Source organism: Bacteroidales bacterium (assembly GCA_012517825.1).
Taxonomy (GTDB): domain Bacteria; phylum Bacteroidota; class Bacteroidia; order Bacteroidales; family JAAYUG01; genus JAAYUG01.
In genome coordinates this window covers 1-17,120 of record JAAYUG010000154.1, presented here as the reverse complement: position 1 = coordinate 17,120, position 17,120 = coordinate 1, and the positions used below count along the sequence as shown (strand labels likewise).

Below are 17,120 nucleotides of genomic sequence, written 5' to 3'. Positions count from 1 at the left end.
AAGCAAACCAGGTCGAGCGCAGAATAAATCAGAAAATGACTGAATAAAAAAGACGGATACAAAATCGCATCCGTCTTTTTCTATATTAAAGTTTGCAGCTTTACTTCAGGTAACTATCGTCCTTACGGCCGGAATAGTTAATCTTAAGGGCACTGGCACGACGCAGAGCCTGCTTCACATCGGTAACGATTCCCATTTTCACATCTCTATCAATTTTCAGAGAAACAGTCATTTTGGACTGATCGGCTTCACTTTTTTGTGCCCGTTCCGAAGCAATAAAGTCACGGATATCATCCACTTCCTTAAAGGTATCGTTCAACTGAATACGAGGTTCGGTACCATACATCTTTTCATTGAATGGACGGCCAATATAGATGTAACTGACAAGTGACTTATTTTCAATTTTCTTTACTTCAGTAGCCCCGGGAACGCGTATTCTAACTTTCAGCGAAGCACTTCGGAAAGTGGTAGTTACCATGAAAAAGAACAGAAGCATGAAGACAATGTCTGACATGGAAGACAGATTCATTCTTGCTTTGCGGCTTCCTTTCTTACGAAAAACAGCCATGGTTGATTCCTCCTAATTAGTTATTTTCGACCTTTATCTGCACCAATATTCTTCGGTTCTGCTTCCGAGATCATAACAGGAACATATTGCTTAATAGCATTCTGCTGATCTTCGGACAGATCGTCGAAGTGTTTGTTGAATTTTTGCATGGCAATCTGATCTTTAATTTCATTACCAGCCGCTGTGAGTTCATTCTGCACCTCGAGGTACTTACCGTACGATGTACCCCTGTCATTCTGCAGGGAAATTACACCCTTGCCTACACGGACCTTTCCGAAGTATGGAATATCTTTTTCTTCCTTTTCGGGCAGACTAGGCAAATCTTCCGGATTCAGGAGGAACTCTTTGGTTTTTTCCCGCAATTGCCGGATATCCATCAGCTCGCCCTCCACCAGAAGCTGATCTTTGGCATTCACCAGAACCACAAATACATTCCTCTCCTTTACCTTGCTTTCTGATTTTTCCTGTTTTTCAACAATAGGAGGCAACATACGAATGATCCCTTTATCGGTATCAAAGGTTGTTGTTACCAGGAAGAAAATAAGAAGCAGAAAAGCAATATCAGCAGAGGACCCTGTATTGAGTTCCGGCATTTCAGGAGCTTTTCTCATAGTACCTTTTTTTAGATCAAATATCTTCTGATTTCAGAATAGACGATAGCCAGCAGTGCTCCGGCAAAAGCAATATACATAAGGAACAGGCCGGTATCGACGAGTTTAAGCACCCAGGGAACATTGTCACTCCCTGAATAGTTGAGCAAAGGCAATACATCTCCCTTGGCAAAATAGTAACATATCCCCGTAACTATAGCCAGACCTACCACAACAATCAGATTTCTCACCAGATTCTTCGGATTGGAAATCACATTAATGATAGGAAAAATGATTGCCAAAGCAACGGCAAGTAAAATTACAAAGAATGTATACCTGAGTGCAAGGGAAGTAATTTGCGGATCAATATTTCCACTTGGAGTATACTTAGCAGGGCCTAAGTAAAAAAGTAGTCCGATGACAACAGCCGCTGCAATAAGTATATAATACAGAAACTTAGCCAGACGAATCATGGTATTATTTTTTGGTATATTTCACAATAAGGTCAACCAGCGAGATGGATGCATCTTCCATGGTATTTACAATACTTTCTACTTTGGCAAGCAGATAGTTGTAAAACACCTGAAGAATAATAGCCACGATAAGACCTCCGACCGTAGTAATAAGAGCAACCTTCATACCACCGGCAACAATTGTAGGAGAAACGTCGCCTGCTTTGGCAATATCGTCGAATGCCATAACCATACCAACGACTGTTCCGAGGAAGCCGAGCATCGGGGCGATGGCGATGAACAGGGTTACCCAGCTAAGGCCTTTTTCCAGAAGCCCCATCTGCACAGAACCATAGGAAACTACTGATTTTTCAACCACATCAACACCTTCGTTTACACGGTCAAGACCCTGGTAGAAAATGCTGGCTACCGGGCCGCGGGTATTGCGGCATACTTCCTTGGCAGCTTCCACACCTCCGCTGTTCAGAGCTTCTTCAATCCTCTTCAGCAACTTATCGGTATTGGTAGTGGCCAGGTTCAAATAGATGGTACGTTCAATAACAATAGCAAGCCCCAGAATAAGGCAGAGCAAAATAGGAGCCATCCAGGGAGCACCTCCCTCGATGAATTTTTCTTTCAACATCTGATGCAGGGTTTTCCCTTCATCCGATGCTGCCGGAGTGGCAGGAGCCTGAGTTGCAACGGCGGTGGTGTCAGTTACTGTCGCCGTAGTATCAGTCTGTCCATAAACATAACTGGCAGAGGCCATTACCATAAATCCAAGCACTGCTGCAAACGCTAAGATTTTTTTCATGTGTTTCGGTTTTTAATTGTATAACGTTAGTTTACTATAAATATTTGTTTTTAAAATTTCCTTTTCCCGTTAGAAAATCTTTTTCTGTAAAACCGGTGGCGGAGAGAGAGGGATTCGAACCCTCGAACCGCTTTTGGCGATTACACGCTCTCCAGGCGTGCGCCTTAGACCACTCGGCCATCTCTCCTCTCCTTCCCAAATCACATTATTTCAGGGCGCCAAATTATAAAAAAAAAACAAATAAAAGTATGTTATGGTGTAATTTCACCCCGTAATGATGTTCGCATCAGCTTTTTTATGATCCGGCTGTCATCGTACTTTCCGCAAAGCACCATGAGCTTGGTGATGGCCGCTTCAGTAGTACTGTCATAACCGCTTATCACTCCGGCTTTCTGCAATTCTGCTCCCGTTTCATACAGATCCATTTCCACCTTCCCTGTCTCACATTGCGTGACATTTACTATAATAACTCCCCTGTCAACCGCATTCCGTATCATCTCAATGAAATGATTGTTGCTGGGTGCATTTCCGCTGCCGAAGGTTTCCATAATTACTCCCCTCAGACCGGGAATTCCCAGAATCCCTTCGACAACAGCATCAGGTATTCCGGGGAAAATTTTCAAAATAGCCAGACGGGTGTCCAGCTTCTTATGCACGGTCAGCCCGAGAGAGGGCCGAACCGGCAGAATGGCTGACCGGTTGTATTTAATATACACGCCCGATTCTGCCAGAGGGGGGTAGTTTGCTGAAACAAAGGCACGAAACTGCTCGGCACTGTTTTTATGCGTCCGGTTCCCCCGAAAAAGCATGCTTTCAAAATAAATACATACCTCAGGCACCAAAGGGTTTCCATCTTCTTTTGCCGCAGCAATTTCAATAGCGGTAATCAGATTTTCCTTTCCGTCGGTACGCAGGGTGCCGATGGGTAGCTGAGAACCGGTAAAGACGACAGGTTTTCCAAGATTCTCCAGCATAAAGCTTAAGGCAGAGGCCGAATAGGCCATGGTATCGGTACCATGCAGAACAACAAAACCATCAAACTGATCATAGTTTTCCTCAATGATTCCGGCAATCCGCACCCAGTCCTCCGGAGTAATATTGGAGGAATCGACCGGAGGATCAAATGCAATGGTATGCAAACGAAAACCAAGCCTTTTCAGTTCAGGAACCTGACTGGCAATGGCACCAAAATCCATGGGAAGCAAAGCTCCTGTTTCAGGATCGTGCACCATCCCTATTGTACCACCTGTATAAATTATTAAAACCGACGTGTCACTCATAAGCAAAATCTTTCTTGCATGGCATTTTGTGGTTCAGCCCATATTGCGCATCAAAAAGTGCGCAATGTACCCCGGTGAAATTTTGGGCTCTGCCTTATTCAAAGTTAAAAAGTTTCTGCGCATTTTCGGTAGTTATCATGGCTACTTCTTCAACAGACAGGTTTAATAGTTCAGCAACCTTTGCTGCAATGAAAGGAAGATAGGAAGGTTCATTGCGCTTTCCTCTGTATGGGACGGGAGGCAGATAAGGAGCATCGGTTTCCAGCACCAACCTGCTGATTCCGATCTTTCTGACAAGTACATCCATACCGGCATTTTTGTATGTGACTATACCTCCAATACCCAGCATGAATCCCATATCCACTGCCTGTTTTGCCTGTTCATAACTTCCTGTAAAACAATGAAAAACACCCTTCAGGTCTTCCGAAACATATGGCCTGATGATATCCAGAAGAAGGAGTATGCTGTTACGCGAATGAATGACCAGGGGAAGCCGGTATTGCCGGGCCCACAAAATATGCTGCTCAAATGCTTCCGTCTGTTCTTTTTGAAAAGTGGTATCCCAGTATAGATCAATGCCCGTTTCTCCGATTCCGGCAAAGGAACGCTTCTGCAACCAGCTTTCGGCCTGCGTCAGCTCCTCCCGGTAGTTTTCCTTTACTGATGTAGGATGAACTCCCATCATAGCGAAGCAGGTTCCGGGATACCGGGCTTCAAGGCTAAGCATAGGCTGAACAGAGGTGCTGTCAATATTGGGCAGAAAAATCTTTTCCACCCCGGCCTTTCCGGAGCACTCAATAACCTGGTCAACCTCATCGGCAAACTCAGATAGATAAATATGGCTATGGGTATCAATCAGAACCATAAAAAGAAATTCCGGCCAAAGTTACATTTTTAAAGTATGGCCGGAATGGTGTTTTACAGCAAAAAATGAATTTTCTGATTTTCCTGAGCATTTGCCAGGCTATACAACACCCTGAGCCAGCATTGCGTCGGCCACCTTTACAAATCCTCCGATATTGGCTCCGTTTACATAATTGATGTACCCGCTTTCCTCCTTGCCATATTTTACACAGGTTTCATGGATATTGTGCATGATGGTGCGGAGCCTGCTGTCAACTTCTTCGCGCTGCCAGGGAAGGCGCATACTGTTTTGCGTCATTTCAAGACCGGAAACCGCCACACCTCCTGCATTGGCTGCCTTTCCGGGAGCATATAATATGCCGGCTTTCAGGAAAACCTCGACGGCTTCAGGAGTGGAGGGCATATTGGCTCCCTCGGCAACGCAAATGCATCCGTTTTTCACCAGCTCTCTGGCATCTTCCCCGGTTATTTCGTTCTGCGTGGCATTCGGGAAAGCAATATCGCATTTCACTTTCCAGGGGCGCTCGTTCTCGTAATACTCACATCCGAATTTGTCGGCATACTCGCGTATTCTGCCTCTCCGAATATTTTTCAGTTCAAAAATAAAAGCAAGTTTTTCGGCATCAATGCCCCGGGGGTCATAAATGTATCCGTTTGAATCGGACATGGTTACAACCTTGGCGCCCAGTTCAATACATTTCTGGGCAGCATACTGGGCCACATTGCCTGAGCCGGAAATAGCAACGGTTTTGCCTTTGATTTCCTGTCCGCGGGTTTTCAGCATCTCCTGAGCAAAGTAAACTACGCCGTAACCGGTTGCTTCAGGCCGTATCAGACTTCCTCCATATTCAATCCCCTTTCCGGTGAGCACTCCCGTAAACTCGTTCCTCAGGCGCTTGTACATTCCAAACAGGTAACCGATCTCCCGGCCGCCTACTCCTATATCTCCTGCCGGCACATCGGTATCAGGGCCGATATGGCGGAAGAGTTCGCACATAAAACTCTGGCAAAATTTCATTACTTCATTGTCAGTTTTTCCTTTGGGGTCAAAGTCCGATCCGCCTTTTCCCCCTCCCATGGGGAGTGTAGTCAGGCTGTTCTTAAAAACCTGTTCAAAGGCCAGAAATTTGAGAATACTGAGGTTTACCGTAGGATGAAACCGCAGGCCTCCTTTGTATGGGCCAATGGCGGAGTTCATTTCAATCCGGTAGCCCCTGTTAATCTCAATTTCACCTTTGTCATTGATCCACGGAACCCTGAAAATTATCACCCTTTCCGGTTCTGCAATCCGTTCAAGGATCCGTGCATACTTGTATTTAGGGTGTTCCTCAATAAAGGGGATCAACGATTCAGCCACTTCCATCACTGCCTGGTGGAATTCCGGTTCACCCGGATTGCGGGCTTTTATTCTGGCCATGAATTGCTCAATACGTATGTCCATATGTTCGAAATTTTTATTATTCAAACTTATTAATTCAGTCCGGTATTGCTTATTTCAATGGATATATTTAACAACATATTTTTTGAGAATGTGCATTTTTATAAAGGTCTGCCTTAAAAGCAGGGGTCTATACTTTTCAAGAAATGGCTTTTTTTTCAATACATATAGTTCAGCCCAATTGATAGACCTTTCCCGGCAGGCATTCCACTCTGCCCGACAACTCGAGGTTCAGGAGGATTCCGGCCAGTTTGTTGACCGGAATATCAGCCGCCAGTGCCAGCTCATCTACCAGCATAGGCCCCCGGGTGCGCAACATGTCAAGAATGTCCTTTTCGATGCCCTGTGGTTCAGTAAACAAGGCCTGCTGGCGGGCATTGTCTTTTTTCTCGGGAATCCATCCAAGTGCGTATTCCAGGTCAGAAGCCGATACAATCAGTGCGGCCTTGTTCAACCGTATCAGGCGGTTGCACCCGGCCGAATAGATATCGGTGGCCTTGCCCGGAAAAGCAAGCACATCCCGGTTGTACGATACGGCAATATCGGCAGTAACAAGCGCTCCTCCTTTTTCAGCTGATTCAACCACGATGGTGGCTTCCGAAAGACCGGCAATGATTCTGTTGCGGCGCAGGAAATTTTTTCGCTCTGCCTTCACATCGCTTACAAAATCAGTAACCAGGGCACCTTCCCTGCAAATTTCTCTGGCTACCTGAGCGTGCAGAGGGGGGTAGATACTACTGAGCCCATGCCCCAGCACAGCAATGGTTGGCTGTTTCGCCTTCAGCGAAGCTCTGTGGGCCGCCACATCGATACCATAGGCCAGTCCGCTTACAACGGTAAAACGATACCCTTTTGCCGTCAGGCGGTCAATCAGTTCGTAACACATTTTTTTGCCGTAACTGGTAGCCGACCGGGTACCGACTACAGCAATCATGTGCTCCGCATTCAGGTCAGCCTCTCCTTTTACATATAAAACCAGAGGAGCATCAGGACATTGCCGCAGACGTTCGGGGTAAGCGCTGTCGCGGAATGTCAAGGCCTTTATCTTGTACCTTTCAATAAAACGAAGCTCCTCTTCGGCGCGGGAAAGGGTATTGGCCTGAAGAATACGATCGGCCATGGTTTCTCCTATTCCAGGTATCTGCAGAAGATCCTTGCGCCGCATGGACAAAACTGCCTGGCTGCTGCCCGCATAGGAAATCAGCTGGCGCGCGGTAATGCTTCCAACCCCCGGAATAAGGCTCAGGGCAATGTCGTGTAATAAGCTATCTTCCTCCATATTTCTGCAACGATCTCAGCAGCAAATTCTTCTCCTTCTCTGAAAGGGAAGAAATACTAACGGGAGGATACCGGAACAAACCTGCCTTATCTTTCTGGTACAAGACTATTTTAGGTACCAGCCCCAGAAAACCTTTCCTGATCTCAAAACCGGCAAATGATTCCTTGGGTATCTCCACCGAACTTTTTACCTGGCTGAGTGGTCGCATGGAGTAATAACGGAAAATAATCTTCTGGCCGTCGTCATTGAAATAAATATAATTCAGATCCAGAAGAAAGGTATAAAGAGAATAAAGTACATACAAAACTGAAATAATAAGAATATAATGAGCCCGGGTAAGGCCAAGAACCGGATCTCTGAAAACCTCCAGAAACAATATCACACAAATAAGGCTGACGAACAAAACAGCCATAAAAAGGCCACGGAGACGAATTTTGATGGCAGTACGCTGAAGGTCGATGGTCATACTGATAAATTACGACTCTAAAAATAGTCTTTTTTATCATTACCCGAAACAGGAAACATTATCTTTGCAGCACCCCCGATAAAATTAACTACCTGCGACCTTGAAACCAGAAATCATCAGAGTTACAGCTCCCGAAGGAAGAATTACCGCCCGCATCACTCTTCCTTCTTCCAAGAGCATCAGCAACCGGCTGCTGATCATGAATGCACTGAGCGGAAACAAAATCCGCATCAGGAATCTCTCTTCCAGCAACGACACAACGGTTCTCCTGGAGGCCCTTCAGCCGGGCAAAAAGGAAATCAATGCGGGAAATGCCGGCACGGCTATGCGCTTCCTCACAGCCTACCTGGCAGTAACAGAAGGGGAGTATGTACTAACCGGCTCGGAAAGAATGTGCCAGCGTCCTGTTGGAAAGCTGGTGGATGCCCTCCGTCAGCTGGGTGCCGATATTGAATATCTTCAGAACGAAGGTTTCCCGCCGCTGAAAATCAGGGGAAAAACACTTCATAAACAGGAAGCCGAGATCGACGGGAGCACCAGCAGCCAGTTTATCAGTGCCCTGCTGATGATCGCTCCGGTTCTTCCTCATGGACTTACCCTGAAGCTGACCGGAAAAATAATTTCCCACCCCTATATAAACCTCACCCTGAAGCTCCTGAAAATGGCGGGAATAGAAAGCGTGTATTCCGGAAACCTGATTCGCATTGATCCTCAGCTGTATCGGGAAACGGAAATCACTGCAGAACCCGACTGGAGTTCAGCTTCCTACTGGTATTCCATAGCAGCCCTTTCAGGGGAATGCCTTATTACGATCTGCGATCTTCCTGAAGCCAGCCTGCAGGGCGATGCAGTCATTGCACGGCATTTTGCTACCCTTGGAGTTAAGACCGAATTCACGCCGGAGGGAGCTGTGCTTTCCCGCATACCGGTAAGCTGTTCCGTGTTCGAGGAAAATTTCGAAGACACGCCCGACATGGTACAAACCTTTGTGGTATGCCTTGGCCTGCTGGGTATTCCTTTCCGGATTTCCGGTGCCCAAAGCCTCCGAATAAAGGAAACCGACCGTATAGCAGCTCTTGTAAACGAAATGAAAAAACTGGGAATAGCCATCACCGAACCTGAAAACGGAGTTCTTGAATGGAACGGCCGCAAGGAAAAACCCCGGCCCGGCCCTTTACGTTTCTCAACCTATGATGACCATCGTATGGCTATGTCCTTTGCCCCGGTTTGCCTCTCGGGCCAGCCTGTTGATATTGAAGACCCCGGAGTAGTAAGCAAATCGTATCCGGGTTTCTGGAAAGATCTTGAAAAGGCAGGGTTTAAAACCGAAACATCATTCTGAAAATTCGACCCAACATTCAGCTAACAGGCTAATTCCCCATAATTCCCGTTGCCCGCAACACCGATAAAACGGTAAGAAAACAGCTCAGGAAGACAATTCCAGCATTTTTTCAATTGGTCTTCTTGCCCGCTCAATAAGTTCAGGATCGAGCAGTATTTCATATTTCTCTTCCTTAAGGCTGTCGTAAATTTTCTGCAGAGTGTGCATTTTCATGAAGATGCATTCACTGCACCCGCAGGTTGAATCAAGAGGAGGCGCAGGAATAAAGGTCTTGTGCGGATTGCGTTTCCTCATCTGGTGCAAAATACCCGACTCAGTGGCTACTATATATTCATTTCCTGAATCGGTTTCCGCAAAGCGCAATAATGCAGAGGTTGAGCCCACGTAATCGGCCGCCAGCAAAACCGGCCTTTGACACTCCGGATGGGCAATCAGTTTGGCTCCCGGATATTGCTGTTTGAGAGCCAGTATTTTCTCCAGCGAAAACTTCTCATGTACATGGCAGGCACCATCCCATAACACCATATTCCGTCCTGTGATGCTGTTCAGAAAATTGCCCAGATTCTTATCAGGGGCGAATATAATCTTCCGGTCTTTCGGAATGCTTTCTATGATCTGCAAGGCATTGGAAGAAGTACAGGTAATATCGGTCATTGCTTTGATCTCAGCCGATGTATTTACATAAGAAACAACCAGGTGGTCGGGATATTTTGCCCTGAACGCCCTGAAAGCATCGGCAGGACAGGAATCGGCCAGAGAACACCCTGCATTGGGGTCAGGAATCAGCACTTTTTTTTGGGGGGATAAAATCTTGGCGGTTTCGGCCATAAAGTGAACGCCGGCAAAAACAATAATATCAGCATCTGTTGCTGCCGATTTCCGGGATAAATCAAGGCTGTCACCAACAAAATCAGCAATATCCTGAATTTCAGGAATCTGATAAAAATGCGCAAGAATAACCGCATTTTTCTCCTTCCTGAGCTGATGAATTTTATCAATTAAGGCGGAATCATTTTCCATGACGCACTTTGAGTTTACTCCTCATACTTGATCACTTCAACCGGACAACTTTCGGCTGCCTCTTTAATCTGCGCCTCAAAATTACTGTAAGTGACACCTTCAATCACCCTGGCCTGGTCTTCAACGATAAAAACTTCAGGGCACGTATCCTGGCATAGTCCGCAGGCAGTGCAGCCCTCTTCGATCCAAACTTTCTTGATTGCCATTTCTGAAAAACTTTAATTGTTTATAATCAGTATTTAAATTTTTATAATGTATTGCTGAACAAGCTTTTTCCGAGATACAACTGATTCCTGAATACCATTGCAAAGGTACAATATATTCAGGATATAATTATCTTTTTCTATTCATTTATCCGGTTCGTTTTTTCCGGAAGAAATCCCGCATCAGTTGGGCACATTCATTTTCCAGCACACCCGGTTTAACAAGGGTTCCCGGATGCAGTATTTCGCCTTTGAGAAGGCTATAGCCTCTTTTGGGGTCAGCCGCACCGTAAACGATTCGTCCGATCTGTGCCCAGAACAAGGCACCCGCGCACATAACGCAAGGTTCCACCGTTACAAACAGAGTACAGTCGGGAAGGTACTTCCCTCCCATGGCATTGGCAGCGGCAGTGAGTGCCATCATTTCTGCATGGGCAGTAACATCATTCAGGGTTTCCGTCAGATTGTGGGCACGGGCAAGAATGCGGTTTTCAGCCACAATGACTGCACCTACCGGAACCTCATCCTTTTCCATGGCTTTACGGGCTTCCTTCAGGGCTTCGTTCATAAAATACTCATCCGAAAATAAAGGCCAGTTCATGAAAGAAGGATATTTCCGTCAAAGTTCGCTTTTTTTCCTATTTTCGCAACCGTTGTAAATCATTAAGTATGTACAGAACTCACACCTGCGGAGAACTGAGAATAAGCGACACCGGCAAAAAAGTAACCCTGGCGGGATGGGTACAGCGAAGCCGGGATCTTGGCGGTATGACTTTTATTGACCTGCGCGACCGGTATGGCATTACCCAGCTCGTTTTTAACATGGATACCCGACCTGATTTATGCGTTCAGGCCCGCAAACTGGGCAGGGAATATGTCATTTCTGTTACCGGCAGGGTGAAGGAACGGGACAGTAAAAACCCGAAACTTCCTACGGGTGATATAGAAATTGAAGCCGAAGAACTTATCGTGCTGAATCCATCGGAAGTTCCTCCCTTTACCATAGAAGAAGTCTCAGACGGAGGTGATGACCTGCGCATGAAATACCGTTATCTCGACCTCCGCCGGCCTCCGCTGAAAAGAAATCTGGAACTGCGCCACCGCATGGCTCAGGAAGTACGCAAATATCTTGACCAGCAGGATTTTATTGAAATCGAAACCCCCGTTCTGATGAATTCAACTCCTGAAGGTGCCCGCGACTTTGTTGTCCCCTCACGTATGAATCCCGGGCAGTTTTACGCCCTTCCACAATCACCCCAGACGCTCAAACAATTGCTGATGGTAGCCGGTTATGACCGGTATTTCCAGATCGTTAAATGTTTTCGCGACGAAGACCTGCGGGCTGACCGACAGCCGGAATTTACCCAGATTGACTGTGAAATGTCCTTTGTGGACGTACCTGATATTATTGCCACATTTGAAGGTCTTGCCCACCACCTTTTCCTTACGGTGAAAGGCCTCCGGTTCGAAGAGCCTTTTCTCCGCATGACCTACCGGGAAGCCATGGATAAATACGGCAGCGATAAGCCTGATCTGCGGTTTGGAATGGAAATTAACGATTTTACTGCTCTTTCCAGAGGAAAAGGCTTTCAGGTGTTTGATACAGCCGAATTTGTTGGCGGGATTTGCGTGCCCGGCTGCGGGAACTACTCACGAAAAGAACTCGACGCCCTGACCGAGTGGGTTAAACGGCCCCAGGTCGGTGCAAAAGGATTAATTTATATTAAATCAGAAGCAGAAGGACAAATTAAATCTTCTGTCGACAAATTTTTCTCCTCTGCTGACCTGCAGGAATGGATGAAGGCAGCAAAAGCCCATGCCGGCGACCTGATTCTTGTCATGGCCGGAGCGAAAGAAAAAACGCTTAAAGCACTCGGCGAACTTCGGCTTGAAATGGGTAACCGCCTGGGACTGCGCGATAAAAACACATTTAAACCTCTCTGGGTGATTGACTTCCCCTTACTCGAATGGGACGAAGAAGAAAAACGGTACTTTGCCATGCACCATCCTTTTACTTCGCCGCTTGAAGAAGATATACCCCTGCTCGAAACCAATCCGGGCATGGTGCGTGCCAAAGCATACGATTTTGTAATCAACGGTGTGGAAATCGGCGGAGGGTCCATCCGTATTCACCGTGCCGATATTCAGCAACTTATGTTTAAATGCTTAGGGTTTACACCTGAAGAAGCAGAAAAAAAATTCGGTTTTCTCATGAACGCTTTCAAATACGGAGCACCACCCCACGGAGGAATTGCTTTCGGATTCGATCGCTGGTGTGCCCTCTTTGCCGGACTTGACTCCATCCGCGATATCATAGCTTTTCCTAAAAACAACTCCGGCAGGGATGTGATGCTCGATACACCTTCGGAATTAATGCCACAGCAACTTGACGAACTTCATATCAGGGTTGTTACCAATCAGTCTAAGGACCTTTAATTTGGCAATTTTATAAATAAGTATTAAATTTACCCAAATTAAGAACCTTATTCCTACCACCATGAAAAAGCTCATTATTTTATTGCTGGGAATCAGCCTGCTGGGGCCGGTTTTTTCTCCTGCGGTTTCAGCTCAGGAGCAGGAAAAAGATTTCCGTTTTACCATTAAAACCAATCCACTTGCCGCTGCCGCAGGCCCTTTGTGGGTTGTTGTAATCCCTATTACAGGAGAATACCGCCTTTTGTTCGAAAGCAGAACCTTACAGAAACAATCCGTTCAAATAGGAGCCAGTTATCTGGGAGCTCCCTTGATTATCAACCCCGACACATGGACAAAAGGCGATACAGGACTAAACTTCGGCGGTTACCGGGTACAGTTTATGTATAAGTTTTTTATAACCGGAGAAAAAGCGCCGGAAGGTTTCTACATTGCGCCCCATATATCATGGGCTACGGCTAAAATCAAGAGTACCATCAACGAAAATGACTACCTTCAGGCATCCAAGCTTAACCTGAATGCGGTGCTGGGATACCAGATCATTTCAAAAGGAGGATTTGCTCTCGATATTTTCACCGGGTTGGGACTGAAAAACCGCGATTACAAACTGTCAGAGAACGGCAACTTTCTCAATATCGACAACCTGAATGATGTTCTGGGCAAAAAATACAAACCCTCACTCGCATTTGGTCTGAATTTCGGATACGCATTCTGAGAGGCATTATTCTGCTCCAACCTCTTTTAAAAATCACGCGAAGGAAATCTTTTCCTCAGGGAAGATGCCGTGTGTGTTTTGCATCCCGAAATAATTGATTTCAAGGATAGTATATGCATTGAAAAAACATGTTGTGAAAAATATTTCCTTTTGTGTTGAAAATTATGTTCCAAAAATTACATTTGTTGCCAATTACTTACTTATTTTCGGGAATCTGAATTACAAAGAAGAGAGAGGATGATATGCTGCTGATTGAACGAACCAGTCATGATGACCTGAAAGTCCGGTTCAGAAATCTTACCCGACTCACTGCCGAAAAGGCTTCCAGGCTGAATGAAGACATTGCCGGGTATATTGAAAGTCCCTGCCGCTGCCTTAACCTTGACATGGAAGGTATTCATTTCATCGATGCAAGAAGTTTTGACATTCTGGTAAAACTGCATCATGTTCTTGAAGAAAGAGGCATACGGCTTTTCCTGCTGAATGTTTCGGATGAAATACTGGATCTGATTGACTTAATGCAGCTTACAGGAACATTTCATATCGAACCAACACAGGGTACAGCACACGAAGTTCCACTGGCAAATCCCTATCCTCTCAGCTGAGGCAATCACCTGCCATAGAATCAGCCTTTAAGAGAACAATACCCCTCAGATACACACAGGATATTAAGGATTTATCAATTTAGTGTATATCAACAACAGGAGGTTACCCGTGTAACCTCCTGTTATATTTTCCTTAAAAAACTTTCATTTATCCCGGAATGCGCATCAGTTCGCTTCGCTCCTGATGCGCAGTGGGTTGTCCTTGCGCACAGGCATCCGGGCAAATCCCGCTGAAACGAAGTGAAAGCGGCCCTTGCGGCACATTGCGCATTAAAAACTGCGCAATGTGGACTAATCCCTTCTTCCCAGATAAATGAGAATATAGTAAAGCAGAGTTGCCAGGGAAGTAATGGCAGCAATAAAGTAGGTATAAGCAGCCCAGCGCAATGCATCGGTGGCTTTATCGTGGGTTTCATAGTTGGTAATGCCGGCATTGCTGAGCCATGCAAGAGCCCTGCGGCTGGCATCAACTTCCACGGGGAGGGTAATAATGCTGAAAATGGTGGTCAGAGCAAATAATACAATACCCGCCAGAAGAAGCTGGGGAAAAACTCCGATCAGCAGAATTCCTGCCAGCAGAATCCATTGCACCCAATTGGAGGCAAAACTGACAACCGGCACGAGGGCTGAACGCATCTGCAGCCAGGCATAAGCACGCGCATGCTGAACCGCATGTCCGCACTCATGTGCCGCCACAGCCGCCGCAGCCACGCTGTTGCTGTTATAAACACTACGGCTGAGATTGACCGTCTTTTTTAAAGGATTGTAATGGTCAGTGAGTTCACCTTCTGTGGAAATAACCTCCACATCATAAATGCCATTATCCCGCAGCATTTTCTCTGCAACTTCCTTCCCCGTAAGGCCTGAAGGCAAGGGTATCTGCGAATATCTGCGGAAACGCGACTTTAACATTTCGCTGACCAACAGACTGATCAGCATTAATACACCAAAAAATACATAAAATCCAATCATTTTCTGTTCCTTTTTAAAGTTCTGCAAATATAACACAAAAGGGGTTCCAAAGTTTTAAAATGTCAGTTTGGCATACTTGATCGACAATAAAGTGCCATATTGACATTTTGCACAAAAGGGCCTTTATAATTAAATAATTGTATATCAATTTTTTAATTACCATTTACCTTGCATGGCACAACACTTGCTATAAAGGGGGTGAAAATGAAAAAAAAATAAAAAAAGAAAGGAGGGTTGAGCTATGTCACTGATGTTAAGACGTTCATTACTTCCTTCGTGGATGGATGAATTCTTTAACAGAGATTTGCTGTCCGAAATGGACCTTGGCGAATCGATGAGCATGCCGGCAGTAAACGTTATCGAAGACAAGGATGCTTTCCGGATTGAGGTGGCAGCTCCAGGCCTTGAAAAGAAAGATTTTAAGATTGATGTTGACGACAAGCTGCTTACCATATCTTCTGAAAAAGAAGTATCCAAGGAAAGCAAAGAGTCGAATTATCTGAGGAAAGAATTCTCCTACACTTCTTTCCGCAGATCATTCACCTTGCCCGATATCGTGGATGCCGACAAGATCAAAGCCAACCATAAGGACGGTATCTTAACCATCACCATCCCGAAGAAGGAAGAAGCTAAAAAGAAAGCCGGCCGGACTATTGAAATTCAATAATCCGGTCGCCCGGAAAAGAGCAGGACGGTTCGGATTCATTCTGTACCGTCCTGCTTTTTCTGTTATTCATAGTTTAACATAATTTAACTATCTGCCGTTCAGATTACTATATAATTTTACACTGATATTTTCTGAAAGGAGGTGGTTGTTGTATGAAAACATCTTTTCTGAAAAACAAAAGAGTGCTCATAGGAATATTGGCCGGATTGTTCACCATCTTCATCTTTGGAGCTCTCACTCTTGTCCGGCCACAGCTGGCTTCATTATCTCCTGTTTCCCTGGCCAGGAACGATACACTTGGCAGTTCAATGCCAAAGGTTGATATTAAGGTAAATAAGAAATACGACGACAAAGGGAATCTGATTGAATACGATTCATTATATACCTATGAGTCACAATCTGGTGACAGCATTTTCCGGTCGTCGAAATTTCGCTTCGGACACCAATCGGGGCGTTCCGGTTCCTTTTTTGACTTTGGCGACCCTTTTGCCGACACTTCTGAATGGTTTCACGGTTTCGGCCCTTTTTCCGGACATCAGGATATAGAGGAAATGGAACGTGAAATGTACCGGCATATGCAATGGATGGACAGCATCATGAACCGCATGTGGCCGGGAAAGTTTGACCAGAAAGATGAGTTTTTCCGCAAACCTTTTGATGATTTTTTCAGAAGAAAACCCGTACCTTTTTCTAAACATTTCTTCTATTCCGAACCGGACAGTTTCTTTTACCATTTTAACCTACCTGTTCCTCAGCGCGAAATGAAAAGGGATACTATTTGGTATTGATTCCGTCTTCGGTAAATTAACCGGTTTGCCCGACCGGATTCAGGCACTAAACAATTTTCCAAAATATGTGTTTTATAACATGTAAATTTCAGATATTTGTGTCTGAATTAAATTCCGATGGAATCATTTGCCAAAAAACTTGAACAGGTCAATCGCGATTATTGTTTTGACGTTCCCCCTCTGGAGGCGACGCGTGATTTTACCCGTGACCTTGTCAATCTTCTTTTCCCTATCAGGCAGAACAGGCTTCTTTCAGCTCAGGCTATCTTCGAACGGCTGACCCTCTTAAAACAACAATGCATTCAGCTTATTGGTGTTTTCGGTAACCGATTGCCCGCTCCTACAACGGAACTTGCCGAGAGCTTTTTTTTGAAATTGCCGGAGATCTATGATATTTTGCTTGAGGAAGCCGAAGGTTACATGAAGAACGATCCTGCTGCCGATTCGGTGGAAGAAGTAATCATGTGTTATCCGGGTTTTTTTGCGGTAACTGTTTACCGTCTGGCCCATGCCTTGCATGAACTTGGTGTTCCGGTTATGCCGCGTATGATGACGGAATATGCCCATTCACGTACCGGCATCGACATCCACCCTGCAGCCCGCATCGGCAGGAAATTTTTCATT

The 17,120-nt window shown here is 45.6% G+C and carries 20 protein-coding genes and 1 tRNA gene; 7 read left to right on the top strand and 14 right to left on the bottom strand.

What is annotated here, in order from left to right; all coding sequences use genetic code 11:
* Positions 1-100: 100 nt before the first annotated feature.
* The 10 genes from GX419_10785 to GX419_10740 form a co-directional block, all read right to left on the bottom strand.
* The gene (locus GX419_10785) at positions 101-568 is read right to left on the bottom strand and encodes a biopolymer transporter ExbD (GenBank protein ID NLI25178.1); all 468 of its coding nucleotides are present in this window, start codon (positions 566-568) and stop codon (positions 101-103) included.
* Positions 569-588: 20 nt separating this feature from the next.
* A complete protein-coding gene (locus GX419_10780; protein NLI25177.1) occupies positions 589-1,179 on the bottom strand; it encodes a biopolymer transporter ExbD in 591 nt (196 codons plus the stop codon).
* Between the two features lie 11 nt (positions 1,180-1,190).
* Entirely contained in the window at positions 1,191-1,631 is a 441-nt protein-coding gene (locus GX419_10775) for a hypothetical protein (protein NLI25176.1), read from the bottom strand.
* 4 nt (positions 1,632-1,635) lie between these two features.
* Positions 1,636-2,424, bottom strand: a complete 789-nt coding sequence (locus GX419_10770; protein NLI25175.1) for a MotA/TolQ/ExbB proton channel family protein — start codon at positions 2,422-2,424, stop codon at positions 1,636-1,638.
* 96 nt (positions 2,425-2,520) lie between these two features.
* Positions 2,521-2,611 (bottom strand) — tRNA-Ser (locus tag GX419_10765).
* Positions 2,612-2,675: 64 nt separating this feature from the next.
* Positions 2,676-3,704 (bottom strand): asparaginase, encoded by a 1,029-nt coding sequence (locus tag GX419_10760; protein ID NLI25174.1) that lies wholly within the window; start codon positions 3,702-3,704, stop codon positions 2,676-2,678.
* A 94-nt stretch (positions 3,705-3,798) separates the two neighbouring features.
* A complete protein-coding gene (locus GX419_10755) occupies positions 3,799-4,569 on the bottom strand; it encodes a TatD family hydrolase (GenBank protein ID NLI25173.1) in 771 nt (256 codons plus the stop codon).
* 99 nt (positions 4,570-4,668) lie between these two features.
* Positions 4,669-6,009, bottom strand: coding sequence for an NADP-specific glutamate dehydrogenase (gene gdhA, locus GX419_10750; GenBank protein NLI25172.1), 1,341 nt, complete (start codon positions 6,007-6,009; stop codon positions 4,669-4,671).
* Between the two features lie 169 nt (positions 6,010-6,178).
* Entirely contained in the window at positions 6,179-7,285 is a 1,107-nt protein-coding gene (gene dprA, locus GX419_10745; GenBank protein NLI25171.1) for a DNA-protecting protein DprA, read from the bottom strand.
* Positions 7,272-7,751, bottom strand: coding sequence for a hypothetical protein (locus tag GX419_10740; protein NLI25170.1), 480 nt, complete (start codon positions 7,749-7,751; stop codon positions 7,272-7,274). The genes dprA and GX419_10740 overlap by 14 nt, the downstream gene beginning before the upstream one ends.
* Positions 7,752-7,866: 115 nt before the next feature.
* On the opposite strand from GX419_10740, the gene aroA reads away from it, so the two are divergent.
* Entirely contained in the window at positions 7,867-9,093 is a 1,227-nt protein-coding gene (gene aroA / locus GX419_10735) for a 3-phosphoshikimate 1-carboxyvinyltransferase (GenBank protein NLI25169.1), read from the top strand.
* A gap of 84 nt (positions 9,094-9,177) precedes the next feature.
* On the opposite strand, the gene nadA is transcribed toward aroA, so the two are convergent.
* From nadA to GX419_10720, 3 genes are all read right to left on the bottom strand, one after another.
* A complete protein-coding gene (gene nadA, locus GX419_10730) occupies positions 9,178-10,113 on the bottom strand; it encodes a quinolinate synthase NadA (GenBank protein ID NLI25168.1) in 936 nt (311 codons plus the stop codon).
* Positions 10,114-10,127: 14 nt separating this feature from the next.
* Positions 10,128-10,319, bottom strand: coding sequence for a ferredoxin (locus tag GX419_10725; protein ID NLI25167.1), 192 nt, complete (start codon positions 10,317-10,319; stop codon positions 10,128-10,130).
* Positions 10,320-10,464: 145 nt separating this feature from the next.
* Entirely contained in the window at positions 10,465-10,917 is a 453-nt protein-coding gene (locus GX419_10720) for a nucleoside deaminase (protein ID NLI25166.1), read from the bottom strand.
* Between the two features lie 68 nt (positions 10,918-10,985).
* Between GX419_10720 and aspS the strand changes: the two genes are divergently transcribed.
* From aspS to GX419_10705, 3 genes are all read left to right on the top strand, one after another.
* Entirely contained in the window at positions 10,986-12,752 is a 1,767-nt protein-coding gene (gene aspS, locus GX419_10715; GenBank protein ID NLI25165.1) for an aspartate--tRNA ligase, read from the top strand.
* Positions 12,753-12,813: 61 nt separating this feature from the next.
* Entirely contained in the window at positions 12,814-13,464 is a 651-nt protein-coding gene (locus GX419_10710) for a hypothetical protein (GenBank protein ID NLI25164.1), read from the top strand.
* Positions 13,465-13,706: 242 nt separating this feature from the next.
* Complete coding sequence (locus GX419_10705) at positions 13,707-14,069, top strand: STAS domain-containing protein (protein NLI25163.1); 363 nt, start codon at positions 13,707-13,709, stop codon at positions 14,067-14,069.
* A gap of 291 nt (positions 14,070-14,360) precedes the next feature.
* On the opposite strand, the gene GX419_10700 is transcribed toward GX419_10705, so the two are convergent.
* Positions 14,361-15,041: a zinc metallopeptidase gene (locus GX419_10700; GenBank protein NLI25162.1), complete on the bottom strand. Its 681-nt coding sequence runs from the start codon at positions 15,039-15,041 to the stop codon at positions 14,361-14,363.
* Positions 15,042-15,282: 241 nt separating this feature from the next.
* On the opposite strand from GX419_10700, the gene GX419_10695 reads away from it, so the two are divergent.
* From GX419_10695 to GX419_10685, 3 genes are all read left to right on the top strand, one after another.
* Positions 15,283-15,708 carry an Hsp20/alpha crystallin family protein gene (locus GX419_10695; protein NLI25161.1) on the top strand — a complete coding sequence of 142 codons (426 nt, stop codon included), beginning with the start codon at positions 15,283-15,285 and terminating at the stop codon, positions 15,706-15,708.
* A 152-nt stretch (positions 15,709-15,860) separates the two neighbouring features.
* On the top strand, positions 15,861-16,496 hold the full coding sequence (locus GX419_10690) for a hypothetical protein (GenBank protein NLI25160.1): 636 nt from the start codon (positions 15,861-15,863) through the stop codon (positions 16,494-16,496).
* A gap of 117 nt (positions 16,497-16,613) precedes the next feature.
* On the top strand, positions 16,614-17,120 hold a 507-nt coding region (locus GX419_10685; protein ID NLI25159.1), incomplete at its 3' end, for a serine acetyltransferase.

Excerpts from the sequence above, each read along its gene's own strand:
- GX419_10785 (NLI25178.1), bottom strand. The coding sequence starts at position 568 with ATGGCTGTTTTTCGTAAGAAAGGAAGCCGCAAAGCAAGAATGAATCTG.
- GX419_10780 (NLI25177.1), bottom strand. The coding sequence starts at position 1,179 with ATGAGAAAAGCTCCTGAAATGCCGGAACTCAATACAGGGTCCTCTGCT.
- GX419_10775 (NLI25176.1), bottom strand. The coding sequence starts at position 1,631 with ATGATTCGTCTGGCTAAGTTTCTGTATTATATACTTATTGCAGCGGCT.
- GX419_10770 (NLI25175.1), bottom strand. The coding sequence starts at position 2,424 with ATGAAAAAAATCTTAGCGTTTGCAGCAGTGCTTGGATTTATGGTAATG.
- GX419_10760 (NLI25174.1), bottom strand. The coding sequence starts at position 3,704 with ATGAGTGACACGTCGGTTTTAATAATTTATACAGGTGGTACAATAGGG.
- GX419_10755 (NLI25173.1), bottom strand. The coding sequence starts at position 4,569 with ATGGTTCTGATTGATACCCATAGCCATATTTATCTATCTGAGTTTGCC.
- gdhA (NLI25172.1), bottom strand. The coding sequence starts at position 6,009 with ATGGACATACGTATTGAGCAATTCATGGCCAGAATAAAAGCCCGCAAT.
- dprA (NLI25171.1), bottom strand. The coding sequence starts at position 7,285 with ATGGAGGAAGATAGCTTATTACACGACATTGCCCTGAGCCTTATTCCG.
- GX419_10740 (NLI25170.1), bottom strand. The coding sequence starts at position 7,751 with ATGACCATCGACCTTCAGCGTACTGCCATCAAAATTCGTCTCCGTGGC.
- nadA (NLI25168.1), bottom strand. The coding sequence starts at position 10,113 with ATGGAAAATGATTCCGCCTTAATTGATAAAATTCATCAGCTCAGGAAG.
- GX419_10725 (NLI25167.1), bottom strand. The coding sequence starts at position 10,319 with ATGGCAATCAAGAAAGTTTGGATCGAAGAGGGCTGCACTGCCTGCGGA.
- GX419_10720 (NLI25166.1), bottom strand. The coding sequence starts at position 10,917 with ATGAACTGGCCTTTATTTTCGGATGAGTATTTTATGAACGAAGCCCTG.
- aspS (NLI25165.1), top strand. The coding sequence starts at position 10,986 with ATGTACAGAACTCACACCTGCGGAGAACTGAGAATAAGCGACACCGGC.
- GX419_10710 (NLI25164.1), top strand. The coding sequence starts at position 12,814 with ATGAAAAAGCTCATTATTTTATTGCTGGGAATCAGCCTGCTGGGGCCG.
- GX419_10705 (NLI25163.1), top strand. The coding sequence starts at position 13,707 with ATGCTGCTGATTGAACGAACCAGTCATGATGACCTGAAAGTCCGGTTC.
- GX419_10700 (NLI25162.1), bottom strand. The coding sequence starts at position 15,041 with ATGATTGGATTTTATGTATTTTTTGGTGTATTAATGCTGATCAGTCTG.
- GX419_10695 (NLI25161.1), top strand. The coding sequence starts at position 15,283 with ATGTCACTGATGTTAAGACGTTCATTACTTCCTTCGTGGATGGATGAA.
- GX419_10690 (NLI25160.1), top strand. The coding sequence starts at position 15,861 with ATGAAAACATCTTTTCTGAAAAACAAAAGAGTGCTCATAGGAATATTG.